Origin of the sequence: Algoriphagus taiwanensis (assembly GCF_036245645.1) — a bacterium.
In the GTDB taxonomy this organism is placed as follows: domain Bacteria; phylum Bacteroidota; class Bacteroidia; order Cytophagales; family Cyclobacteriaceae; genus Algoriphagus; species Algoriphagus taiwanensis.
Genome location: NZ_BTPE01000013.1, coordinates 1 through 13,969, shown reverse-complemented (window position 1 = coordinate 13,969; position 13,969 = coordinate 1). Strand labels below are relative to the sequence as shown.

Annotated in this window: 4 protein-coding genes; all 4 read left to right on the top strand. The window is 44.3% G+C overall.

Going from position 1 to position 13,969, the window contains the following annotated elements; genetic code table 11:
• Position 1 precedes the first annotated feature (1 nt).
• Entirely contained in the window at positions 2-1,531 is a 1,530-nt protein-coding gene (locus AAA938_RS16195) for a histidine kinase (protein ID WP_338229800.1), read from the top strand.
• A 187-nt stretch (positions 1,532-1,718) separates the two neighbouring features.
• Positions 1,719-2,330, top strand: coding sequence for a hypothetical protein (locus AAA938_RS16190; RefSeq protein ID WP_338229799.1), 612 nt, complete (start codon positions 1,719-1,721; stop codon positions 2,328-2,330).
• Positions 2,331-2,345: 15 nt separating this feature from the next.
• Positions 2,346-3,050, top strand: coding sequence for a hypothetical protein (locus AAA938_RS16185; protein ID WP_338229798.1), 705 nt, complete (start codon positions 2,346-2,348; stop codon positions 3,048-3,050).
• 207 nt (positions 3,051-3,257) lie between these two features.
• Positions 3,258-13,969, top strand: a 10,712-nt coding sequence (locus AAA938_RS16180; RefSeq protein ID WP_338229797.1) for a CARDB domain-containing protein, incomplete at its 3' end; no start/stop codon positions are given.

Below are 13,969 nucleotides of genomic sequence, written 5' to 3'. Positions count from 1 at the left end.
AATGGGATTATTGGATAGATATTCTTTTACCGAGCTGCTAGAACAAAGCAATTTCAATGGTTTGGGATGGGCCGTTACCAGCATCCTATTTTATCTTTCGCTTTATCACTTTGTACTTTTTGTAAAAAGCAGGGAGAAGTTTTATCTCTTCTATAGCCTGTATGCCTTTATCAATGCGGTCAATCTGATCAAAAGAGTCAAAGGGGTTTTTGTGGAGCATGTCTACATGGAGTATGCTGACTTTTTTATCCATATCAACTTCCCTGTTCAATTTGCCAGCTACCTGATTTTCTCCTTTTTTCTGATTGAGATTCTGAATTTCAGGAAGCATTTTCCCAAGTTTACCCGCTTCTTCAGCTATTATGCATTGGTCACCAGCTCGATTTTTATGGTATTGATAATCGGCAGGTACCTCTGGGATGGGTATGAAATGATGAGGGGATATTATATCCTGATTTTCATGCCCTGCACGCTGATTTTTCTGATTTACGGGATATACTTGACTATCAAAACCGGGGAAAAGGTGAGATATGTGATTCTCGCCGGGTATCTGATTTTGGGAATCAGTTCTTTTATTCTTGCTTTTTTGACTTTTGGAAAAGATGTCTCCTTTACCAACAAGTATTACTATTGGTACTATTTGCCCGTATTGGCGGAGAATTTTCTTTACACCTACGCGCTGGCAATCAAGCAGAGAGAGGTATATGAGCAAAAGCTGGAAGTGCAGGCCCTTTTATTGGATCAACTTCAGGAAAATGAAAAACTAAGGGACCAACTGAACCAGAGTCTTCAAAAGGAAATAAAAGAAAAAGAAAGTAAAATTTCTTTTTTGGAGGCGGATGCCGAAGAGCAAAGAGTCGCCAAACTGCGCTCTGAGTATGAGCAGCAAATCACCCAACTTCATCTTCAATCGCTGAGAAGTCAGATGAACCCTCATTTCATTTTCAATGCCCTGAACTCAATCAAGGTGTTTTTGATCGAAAGCGATGAGGAAAATGCGGTTTTGTATCTGAATCGATTTGCGAAGCTGATCCGGATGATTTTGGAAAGTTCCCGAGAGTTCAAGATATCCCTAGGGGAGGAATTGGATATTGCAAAATTATACCTCAGTCTGGAATCAATCCGCTTTGAAGATGGGATACAGGTTCATCTGGACGTGGGAAGGGATATCAATCTCAGGGATGTAAAAGTTCCTCCCTTGGTTTTCCAACCCTTTTTGGAAAACTCCATTTGGCATGGATTGATGTCCAAAAAAGGACCAAAATCCATTTGGATCAGAGTTTTTAGGGAAAATGAGGATGTGGTAGTTTCGATCCGAGACAATGGCATAGGAAGGGAGGAATCCAAGAAAATCAAGCCAGCTCAAACAATTTCCAAACAGTCCATTGGGATTTCACTATCATCGGACAGGCTCAAATTTTTTAACCAAAGTGAAAACCTCAACTATCAGTTTGAATTTCGGGATCATCAAGGTCCCAAAGAGGAACAAGGAACAGAGGTTGTTTTTTATCTCCGAACCGTAAAAAACTAAGCTTTAGGAACGGTGTAGGTTACAGGAGTCTTATCATTTGATACATGGCTTTTATTCCTCTTGCCATCTCCGGGGTATTTTTGATCGATTAATTTCTATCTCGGTTTTTGTGCGGTTGATAGGTCTAAATCAAGTTTTGTTTCGAAAATTCTAATCTCTCCTGCACAGAAACCTCTATACTCCATTGATGATGATCAAGAATTCACTCCTAATTATGATTTTGGCTTTCCTGCTTTTTGCTTGTCAAAAAACAGGAGAATCAACATCAGAGGAGCAGACTTCTGAAAAGGGAATGACCTTGACCGAGTTCTTGGATTCCTTTGATCAACTGACATCAGTCCCTCCCAAAGACCTGGAAGTCTTGGTTCCCTTGAGCAATGATCAACTCAAAAAGCTGATTCCTGAAAAGGTAGGGAATATGGAAATGAAGAAAATCATGCTGGGTCACAAGCAGGCTTTGGGGATCAGCAGTGTCATTTCTACCTATCAGGAAGATGGGGAGGAAGATAGACATATCTCCATGGAATTATTGGATGGGGCTGGAGCTACGGGAAATGTTCTCGTCAAAGCAACTGAGCAAAAATTGATGCCAGACTATGAGGAAAAAACCGAAGATGGCTATTCCCGCATCTATAACTATCACGGTATTCGGGTTTGGGAAAAGCTTAATTCCAAGAATCATTCTACTGAAATAGAATTCGTCTGTGCCGGAAGGTATCAGTTCACTTTCAAGGGATACCATGTTCCGATGAATGAGCTTTGGGCTTTTGTAAATGATGTGAGAAAGCAGAAGAAATAAACCTTTTTGAGTGCTATGTATAAGATCAAAATAGTAGTGACCCTCTTTTTCCTCTTGGAAGTATCGGTGGCTATGGGCCAGCAGCTTTCTGGACAAATCGAAAATCATCCCAAATCAAAAATGGATTTGGTGCTGATGCCTTTCGGGATGGATTACACGATTTCCATCGGTTCAGTGGATCAAAAAGGACAGTTTTCTGTGAATCTTACGGGATTGGATTTCGGATCGGTACCGGAAGAGGTTCAGTCTATGTTTGGAGGAGAGCTCGGCTATAGCTTTTTCTTTGGGTGCGATGATTCCCAGGAGTTTGGGGCAGGTTTTGAGATTCCTGCTATGAGGGTTGACTATATCCGAATGAATCGGGATGGGCAATGGGCTGGGACAGTTTTTTTGGTTTCAGACGAAAATCTGAGGCCTTGGCTGGAAGACTCGGGGTACAATAATGCAGTCAAGGGATCATTTTATGAAGTGATTTATGTGGAGGCAGATGTGTCAATCCATACCATCTGCGGAGCTCAGATTTATGCTTCGGATGAAGAAATGGTGGATGTGGAGTACGATTTCCAGCTGGAGTTGAAAGCGGGATTTAATTGGGTGGAATATGAAATCCTGGAGGTCTTTGAGACCAATCCCGAAATCCGGGCTTCTTTTCCTTCCAAGGTAAAAATTCAAAACCTTCAGAATCCCGCAGAGATGAAATGGATTGGGACTTACTACTAGGCTGGTATTAGATATGACTGACTTTTTAAGCTTAACACAAGGATTTTTTACCTGCTCTGAAAGGGGCAGGTTTTTTTGTGAAAAAAACCATGGTGTTACAGGATTGCTATCATTTGATACATAGCTGATATCCCTTGCGGGTAAGGATTAGGATTTTTAGAAGTGGTTTCAGGCAAACTGAAATCCCGGAAATAAAACCAAATCAGTATGGAATCAATTTTACGCCTTCGTTTTAGAAAAAGAGTAGCTCAAGTTTTTTCTCTTTTCGATTTTGGAAATGGGTTTTTCAATGGAAGAAAATCCTGGATGGTAATCTTTCTTCTTTTGATCCAAACTGTCGCATATGCTCAAGCACCGACAGTACCCGCTTCAAATCTTAGGTTAACAGATATTGATGGAGATCGATTTATAGCGAGATACACAAGAGGTGACGGGCAAAACAGAATCATTATTGCCAGTGAAAGTCCGATTACTGCCGTTCCTGTGGACGGAGCAGATTATTTAGCAGGCAATTACGGTCTAGGCAATGAAATTTCCCCCGGTCAATATGTGGTTTATAAGGGGACTGCCTCTGATACTTATTTGTATGGATTTAATCATTCCACGACTTACTATATCAGGATCTACGAGTACAATGGGTCTAATTTTACCACCCAATATTTAAAAGATCAATTCGTAGAAGGTACTGTGACTACCCTCACTGGTCCGACGGTACAGGCGAGTAATCTGACATTCAGCAATGTCACAGGGAATGCCATGACGCTAAACTGGACTAGGGGAGACGGAAGCTCCCGTATGATCGTGGCCCGGGTGTATGCTCCTGTGGATGCAGAGCCTGTAGATTTAACCTCTTATGGATCAAGTGCTTCTTTTGGAAATGGTGTTCAGATCAGCCCCGGGAATTATGTGATATACAATGGGTCGGGTACGAGTATGAACCTTTCTAATCTATCACCAAACAAGACCTATCATTTTTCCATTTTCGAATTCAACGGCAGCAATGGTCGGATTTACTTGCGTCCCGGAGCGACTGGCAGTCAGTTGACCGCATCCGCTCCTACGGTCCCGGCAAGTAACTTTTCTACGAGGAGTGTGGATGGCAATCGATTTATTTATGATTTTACCCGAGGCAATGGCACTCGGAGGATAGTGATTGCGAAAAAGGGAAGTCCTGTGACTGCCGTTCCGGAAGATGGTCAGACTTACTCTTCGAGTGAAACTTTTGGCTCAGGGACAGAAATAGGTCCAGGGGAGTTTGTCGTCTATAATGGGACTGCAAATGCAGTTTTTATATATGGACTGGAACCTGCTACTACCTATCATTTTGCAGTATTTGAATACAATGGGACAGGTTCCGAGACATTTTATCTCAGAGATCCCTATTTGGTAGGGACAGGTACCACCCTCACCGGTCCGACAGTTCAGGCGAGTAACCTAACATTCAGCAATGTCACAGGGAATGCCATGACGCTAAACTGGACTAGTGGGGATGGAAGCTCCCGTATGATCGTGGCTCGGGAGGGTGCTCCTGTAGATGCGGAGCCTGTGGATTTGACCGGGTATGGGGCTAGCGCTTCCTTTGGAAGTGGAAATCAGATCAGCCCGGGAAATTATGTGATTTACAATGGGTCGGGTACGAGTATGAATTTGTCGAATTTGTCTCCAAACAAGACGTATCACTTCTCCATTTTTGAGTACAATGGAAGTGCTGGAAGGATTTATCTGCGTCCCGGAGCGACAGGGAGTCAATTGACCGCATCAGGTCCTACGACTCCGGCAAGTAACTTTTCTACGAGGAGTGTGGACGGCAATCGATTTATTTATGATTTTACCCAAGGCAATGGCACTCGCAGGATGGTGATAGCCAAAAAGGGAAGTCCTGTGACTGCCGTTCCGGAAGATGGTCAGACTTACTCTTCGAGTGAAACTTTTGGCTCAGGGACAGAAATAGCTCCAGGGGAGTTTGTCGTGCATAACGGTACTGCAAATGGGGCTTGGCTGTATGGATTGGAACCTGGGACTACCTATCATTTTGCGGTATTTGAATACAATGGAACAGGTTCCGAGATATTTTATCTCAGAGATCCTTATTTGGCAGGTACTGGGGCTACCCTTTCTGGTCCAACTGTCCAGGCGAGCAACCTGACGTTCAGCAACGTCACGGGAAATTCCATGAGGCTAAACTGGACTAGGGGAGACGGAAGCTCCCGGATGATCGTGGCCCGGGTGGATGCTCCTGTGGATGCGGAGCCTGTGGATTTGACCGGATATGGATCAAGCAGTTCTTTTGGAGGCGGAAATCAGATCAGCCCGGGGAATTATGTGATATACAATGGGGGAGGGACCAGCATGGATTTGACGAATTTGTCTCCCAACAAGACCTATCATTTTTCCATTTTCGAATACAACGGAAGCAGCGGTCGGATTTATCTTCGTCCTGGAGCGACAGGCAGTCAATTGACCGAATCAGCTCCAACGACTCCGGCAAGTAACTTTTTTATAAGGAACGTAGATGGGGATCGATTTATCTATGAATTTACCCGAGGCAACGGAACACGCAGGATGGTGATAGCCAAAAAGGGGAGTCCCGTGACTGCAGTTCCAGTAGATGGTCAGACGTACTCATCTAGTGAAACTTTTGGTTCTGGGCCGGAAATAGCTCCGGGCGAGTTTGTCGTCTATAATGGGACTGCAAATGCAGTTTTTATATATGGACTGGAACCTGCTACAACCTATCATTTTGCAGTATTTGAATACAATGGGACAGGTTCAGAGATTTATTACCAAACCGATCCTTATTTAGCTGGTACAGGAAGCACGTTAAGTACCCCAACTGTTCAATCCAGCAATGCCTTTATCAGTAGTAGGAGCAATAATTCCATCAATATTTCTTGGACCAGAGGTGATGGTGCCCAGCGAATTTTGATTGGCCGTAAGGATGGGCCTGTAAATATCGAACCTCAGGATTTTACCAATTACAGCACTTCAACCACTTTTGGTACTAGCTCCACTCAAATTGGAACAGGAAATTATGCCCTCGCTGTAGGTAATGGGAACAACGTGAATATTACCAATCTGGAGCCTGGGACTAATTACAACTTTGCGCTTTTTGAATTTAATGGGTCTAACGCAAAACTTTACCTAAGACCCGGATATGCTTTTTCTTTGGCAACTTTTGGAGAAAGGCCGACTGTTCAATCTTCCAATGCCAGCTATTCCAATATTGGTTTTAATTCCATTGACGTCTCTTTTGTCAAAGGAAATGGAACCCGAAGGCTAGTTTTAGCACGGGCTGGATCTGCTGTCAATGCGGGTCCTTCTGATTTTGCTGCTTATGCTGCCAGTTCGACTTTTGGTCAGGGGGATGAGATTGGTTCGGGAAATTTTGTGGTTTTCAATGGCTTGGAAGAAAACTTCAGTCTGGAAGGATTGGAACCCGGAGTGACTTACCATTTGGCATTTTTTGAATATACCGTTTCTGCACAGGGAGAACTGTATTTGGCACCAGCTTATACCTCTACTCAAGGTACGCTAGAAAGTTACGATTTGGCTCTTTCGGCAGTTTTGAGTCCTGAATCATCTTGTGTTTTGACTGAGACTGAAAATATCACCGTCGAGGTTACCAATTTGAGTTCAACTCCTGTAGAAGCGTTTAGTCTGGGATATTCTATCAATGGCGCAAGTCCTGTAATTGAAGAGGTGGCAGGCGAGAATCTGATTGCAGGAAATGGAACCTTTACTTACACGTTCAATCAATCATTTGATTTTTCTCTAGATGGAATCTATGATCTACGTGCATTCTTGGTACTTGACGGAGATGTGAATTCAGAAAACGATGAATTGACTGTAGCTGTAGAAAATTTCCCTGAACCCGAAGTATCCATCACCGGAAATACCACAATCGTGGCAGGGGAGTCTTTGGTCCTTGAGGCTACCGGCGGGGTAGAATACCTCTGGAGCACAGGGGAAACGACAGCCAGCATCGCAGTGCAACCTTTAGAAACTACTGTTTATTCAGTTGTAATAACAGACCAAAATGGCTGTACGGTGGAATTATCAGTTCAGGTAGAAGTATTGCCTGATCCATGTGCAGAGGTTACTTGTCCTCCCGGTACCAGTTGTTTTGAAGGTGCATGCTTTACCAATATTGTGGAACTAAGCGGGGTAGTTAGAGATGCAGACACCAATGCTCCTTTGGAAAATGTGAAAATTAGTGGAGGAGCGGCTGATGTATTTACAGGCAGCAACGGATTTTATTCCATGCAGGTAAATGCCTTAACCGAATTGACTTTTGAAAAATCGGGATATGTGCCTCAAACTATATCCGTTCAGGAGTCTGCCGGGACTCAGGTGCTGGATGTAAATATGCTGGATTTGTGTTCTGGGGTGACCTGTCCGGAGGGATATGATTGTTTTGGAGGTGCCTGCTTCCCCAGACCCCTAACTTTAAGTGGATTTGTAAAACAGGCGGGTACTCAAGCTGTGATTGCGGGTGCCATGGTCAGCACCCAGTTTGAAACCGTCCAAACAGATGAAAACGGATTCTACACCATTCAGGTGACCACGGGAGACGTGGTAGTATTTTCCAAGGATGGGTATCTGGATTTTGAAACCGAAGCTATTGTGGTGGACAATCTGGATTTCAACGTTGAATTGCAGGTTGATCCTTGCTTTGCACTCAATTGTCCAGAGGGCTTCACCTGTTTTAATCAACAGTGTATTCCGGAAATTCTGACAGTTACGGGAACAGTGCGGGATTTGGATACCAATGAGCCATTGGCCGGGGCAAAAATAACTTTGGTTGGGGAGTGTACGCTGTGTCAATTTGATTGGACACAGGATGTGTTTACAGATTCAGAGGGGAATTTCAGTGTTCCACTTTCTTATGAATCCAGTCTTAATTTCTCCAAACCCGGCTATCTCAATGCCTCATTTGGCCCTGTGACAGCCGATGTTACAGATGCTGTGATATTGATGGAGGGAGATCCGCAATGTGCCTTGCTGGAGTGTCCTCCGGGAACGCAATGTTATCTGGGTTCTTGTATCCCCATTTCCTATGAAGTATCAGGTACTGTTCGGGACTCAGAGACCAACGAACCGATCGCCGGAGTTTTGGTGAGTTCGTTGGGAGCATTTGTCCAGGGAGATATTTTCACAGATTCCGAGGGTAATTTTAGTATTGGTGTTGAGTATAATTCGCAAATCGAATTCAGTAAGTCAGGCTATCTGACTGCATCTTTTGGCCCGATAAGGGGCGAGGTTTCGGATGCGGTGATTTTGATGGAAGTGAATGATCCGCAATGCGTTGATAATAGTTGTCCAATAGGAACAGTTTGTAATCTGGGTATTTGTAGCCCTATCACTTACGAGGTATCCGGTCAGGTGATTAATCAGGTCACACTCGAGCCGGTAGTTGGGGTTTTGGTAGACTCTCCAGATAAGTTTTTGCCAGGAGATGTTTTCACAGATTCAAATGGGAATTATTCCATCCTTGTAGAATTTGGTGCTAGAATTACATTTTCCAAGACTGGATATGAAAGCTATACTACAATAGGTATTATAGAAGATACTCCAGACCTTCTGATTACCCTAAAGGGTACCTGCGATGGCGTCTTCTGTAACATCGGTCAGCAGTGTTATGAAGGTGAGTGTTACATCGCGTGCGCTGCAGATCTGGATTGTCCTCCGGGAACAAGATGCGCTGGAAATGTATGTCTTCCCAATGAAACCGATGTGCCTTTTGAAACTATCATTGTATCCGGTGTAGTCAGAGATGCGGATTCCAACCTCCCAATTGCCGGAGCTCGGGTATTTGGAGCATTGGAAGGATACTACCAAAAAGAAATTTTCACAGCTTCCGATGGCTCTTATGAGATAGTTCTGAATGAAGGTGCTTCGATCACTTATTCCAAGACAGGCTATGAATCCCAATCGATTGGGCCTTTGGTGGTCGGTGATAGTGTTTTTGATGTCAATCTTGTTTACAATCCTTGCCGGGATGTTTATTGTCAAATCGGTCAAGTATGTGTCAGCGGGGAATGTAAAATAGCCTGTGCTGCGGATCAGGATTGTCCTCCAGGTACCTTCTGTATGGGAGGGGCTTGTATATCGGCCGAGGAACTCTGCTTGGTTACCGATTGTCCTCCGGGAACAGTCTGCCTAAATGGTCGATGTATCACCGAAGAAGACCCATGCTTTAACTCCAGCTGTCCTGCTGGTAGCTACTGCGTCGATGGTACCTGCTATGAGTCAGATTCACCTTTTGTCACCATAGAAGGAGTAGTCCGGGATGCTAAAACAGGATCAGGTCTCGGTGATGCAGATATTATCGTGGGTGAAAATTACAAGTCATTTATCAGCCAGAGAGGTGGAATCTTCAGTGTCCAAGTTCCTATAGGAATGGGAGTAGAATTCACCAAGTGGGACTACACTTCCACTACTATTCCTCCGGTAACGGGTCCTCAGTCTGGTCTGGAAATAGAGCTTTATAAAAACTGGTGCTTGATTCACAGTTGCCAGCCGGGACAGGTCTGTATAAATGGTCGATGCGAAACAATTTTCTACACGCTATCCGGTACTGTAAGGGATGAGAGTACCAATGAGCCGCTATCCGGAGTGACAGTCACCACCGCTGCCGCAGAGGTACTGACAGATGAGAATGGAAATTACAGCATCCAAGTTATCCTTGGAAATGTAGTGGTCTTTCTGAAGGATGGGTATAAAAACTTCCAAACGGATGCTATCGAAGCTGATAATGAAAGCTTTGATGTAAACCTTACCCCAGGAAACTGTACGGCTGATAGTTGTGAGCCGGGATTTGTCTGTGAAAACGGGGAATGTGTGCCTGATCTTTGTGCCGAGGCCAACTGCCCTCCTGGAGAATTTTGCTTTAATGGTTTCTGTTTTCCTCAAGGGGACCTGACGATTTTTGGGACTGTCAAGGATATCGTAACCGGAGAGCCTATTGCTGCCTCCGCCGTAGTGGATGGTAAACCTACTTTGGTGGATTACAATGGGTTCTTCATCGTTCAGGTACCATATGGGGAGCAGATTCTATTTATAGCAGACGGTTATGAATGGGAATATTCTCCTTTCCTCACCGAGGATTACCAAGTTTTGGAAATTCTGATGACTCCGGTATCCAACTGCGAAAATGTAAGCTGTCCTGAGGGCACCATTTGTGACAATGGAGTATGTAAAGACCCGTGTGAATTGGTGACTTGTCCTCCTGGGCAGGCCTGCTTCGGTGGGCAGTGTTTCCCTGCTGCCTGTGAATCCACCCTCACTGACCTGCAGGTTACTCCAGAAGTGGGTGATTCGGAGACGGAATTTACGTTCACCATATCTTACAGGGATCCGGCTAATGTCAAGCCTGCTGCTGGCTATCCTAGACTTCAGTTAGCTTATGAAAGTCCAGTTCTGGGACAGCCAGGATTGAATATTTTCTTTGAAATGACTGAAGTAGATCCGAATGATAGAGATGTAAGGGACGGAAAACTTTACCAAGTCACAGTATCTGGATTATACGAGAATTCAGGTCTTACTTCCTATGTAATTGTTCAAAATGAGGCTGCATGTATTGTTGCTACACCAGAATTCTCAATTCCTAGAGTTGCAGACAATAATCTTGACTTGGCCATTTTTGCCAATAACATTTCTTTCTCCACGGATAATCCGCTTGAAAATGAGTCTGTAACCCTATTTGCAAGGATCAGAAATCTCTCTGATTTCCCTGCCGAAAACTTCGTGGTTTCGGCTTATGATGGGGAAACTCAGATTTTCTCCACCACAGTGGATTTGTTGGAAGCTGGAAGGAATCAGGACTTCTCTTGGACTTACAGTTTCGGGGAAGCAGGATTCTATCCTATCAAAGTAGTAATCGACGAAACCAACCAAGTCGAGGAGATCAATGAGCTGAACAATTTTGCAATCAGGCCTATTCTGGTTGGCAATTTTGTCCTCCCTGGTGGAATAGAGGCAAGTGCAAGTCCAAATACGACAACCGTATATGTGGGTAATTCAATTACTGTCTCCGGTTCTGCTCAATACTTTGGAATTGAAGAAGGGGTGAACCCGAATGTGGTAGGTGCCAATGTTTCTATCAGTTTTGAAGGTGGTTCAACTCAGACTACAACTGATACAAACGGTAATTTCAGAAGAAGCATAAAAATGCCATCTGTACCGGGCATCTACACCTTCACCGGTACTGTGACTGATTACACGCTTAGCGCAGATTTGCCAAGCTTCCAAGTTGAGGTAATTCCATATCCCGAAAAGCCTGATCTGAAAACAGATTTGGTACTGGATCAGGCCGAAATATTTTTGGGAGAAGAGGTCAGTGGAACGGCTACCGTGACCAATATTGGTGAATTGACTGCGGTGAACTTTACGCTCAGAATTCAGTCATGCGAGGGTTTGATTCAGGACATTTTGATTCCTTCCCTTGCTCCTGGAGAGTCGCTGAGCTATAATTTCATAACCATAATATCAGATACTATTGGTTCCTGCCTTGCTAAAAACAACTGTTCAATTACCGCAATCGCAGATGCCACCAATCAGGTAGATGATAAAACCCGAGTGAATAATACTGTCGGAAGAAGCTTTACGGTATATCCAGAATTACCGGATTTAACTGCAGTAAACTCCCTCATTTCTTCCAGTAGCCGTATGGTTGATCCTTTCAACTTTACAGTGAGAGTGGATAATATCGGGGGAGTTGCGGTAAGCCAACCTTTCACCGTCAACGTCTATCTGGACGATGTTTTGGTTGACAGCAGACAGTTTGAGGGACTCGGAAAATGCAGTCAAATCTCTTACCCTTTGAGTATTGAGCTCGAATCGGGAACTGATCAAACCATCAGGGTCAAAGTAGATGAACCTTTGGGTAGCGGTCAGATTATCGAATACAAAGAGGATAACAATGAATTTGTCCGGCTTGTCAGATACTTGCCGCCTCCTACCGAAATACCGAATCTATATATTACCAATACCTTCCTTTCTGTGGATCCAGCTTTGCCGGAGGCAGGACAGAATTTCGTAATTCAGGCGAAAGTCAGAAATATCGGTAATGCACCTGTAGAGCAGGATTTTGAGGTCAATTTCCGAATTGAAGAAAATGGAGAGTTCAGAAATGAACGGGTGACGATATCAGGAGGATTAGTTCCCGGAGGGGAAAAAGTAGCTCAGTTGGCAACCTCGCTGGCTCAATTCGGAAACAACGGGCTATTGGTTGAAATTGATCCGGATAATCTCATTGAGGAAAGCACCAAGTTTGACAATAAGGCAAGCATGCCGCTATGTGTGGACTTGGTAGCGGTTAAATCTGGGTCAATTTGGGGAAGCACCTTCTTTGTGGATACAAAACAGAACCTCACAGGAAGGGTAAGGAATACCGGACTATTTACGGCCTATAATGTCCGGGTCGACTTCTTGTTGAATGGAGCAGAGATAGGAAATGTGATCATTCCGGAATTGAAGCCAAGCTTTGGCTCCCAAGGCCAATGGGTCACTTTGCCATATGTCTTCAGAAATACAGGAGTGTTCCAGTTGGAGTTGGCTGTAGATAGAAATGAAGCCTATGTAGAATGCAATGAAATCAATAATTCCGCATCGGGTGAAATAAGAGTTAGAGATCAACAGCCTGACTTGAGAATATTGTCTGAGTACATAACTCCATCTGAGCTCAATCCTGAGCCGGGAGAAGAAGTAAATCTCTTTGTTTCTTTCGAAAATATCGGCGTGGCGGATGCGCAGCCATTCAAGGTGAGAGTTACTGTGGACGATGTGCCTTTAGGAGCGGATATCCCTGTCAATGGATTGGCTGCAGGTCAGTTGAGTACAGTTCCGGTTACCGTTCCTTACAGCAGTCCGACCGCCGGAATCAAGGTAGTCAGAGGAATTATAGATGTGGATCGTGAATCTGATGATGTCAGCTACGCCAACAATGAGGCTACAAGGGCCTTGGTAGTGGGACGAGCGCCAAATCTATTCTTTACCAAGATTGATTTCAGTACCTATTGTCCGAATGTAGGAGATCAGGTAGAGATCTTTGTGGATATAGAAAATGAAGGAGATTTGGTTGCTGATGCAGAAGTTTACTTCTATTATTTGACCGAAACGGATACCATACCGATTGATTTTGTGCCGATTTCCGTGGATCTGTTAAGTTCTACTTCCGCTTCAATCAATTGGACTGTGGTCAATCCGGATTATAGAATCTTGGCAGAAATCAAAAACTCTGATCCACAGGAATTTGATGATTTGGATAATAGAATTTTTGGAGAGTTTGTGGATATAAATCCACCGGTAGTAAAAGTCAAAGGAATTACTGTTTATCTGGATGAAGATGGAGAAGCATCTATACTTCCGGAAGATATCGATGATGGATCTTTCGATCAGGAATGTGGTATCGCTTCACTTACACTGGATAGAAATGTGTTTGAATGCTCCTTGGTTGGATCGCCAACTCTGGTTAGGTTGACAGCGCTTGATTTTGCAGGAAATGAAGCAAGCGCAGAAGCTGAAGTGCTTGTCTTAGATGAAATATTACCAACGATCACTGCACCTACTTCCATCACGGTATCCACCGACTCTGGACTTTGCGAAGCAAGTGGAGTGGACTTGGGCACTCCGGAAACCGGAGACAACTGTTCAGTTGCGTCTGTGTCCAACGATGCACCGGCTGTCTTCCCGCTTGGCGAGACTTTGGTGACATGGACGGTAATTGATGCTTCGGGCAATATTGAAACAGCCACCCAACTGGTAACGGTGAAAGATACCGAGAAGCCGACCATCACTGCACCGGGAGCAATCACAGTATCAACGGATGCTGGACTTTGCGAAGCAAGTGGAGTGGATTTGGGCACCCCTGAAACAGCAGACAACTGTTCGGTAGCCTCTGTGTCCAATGATGCACCGGC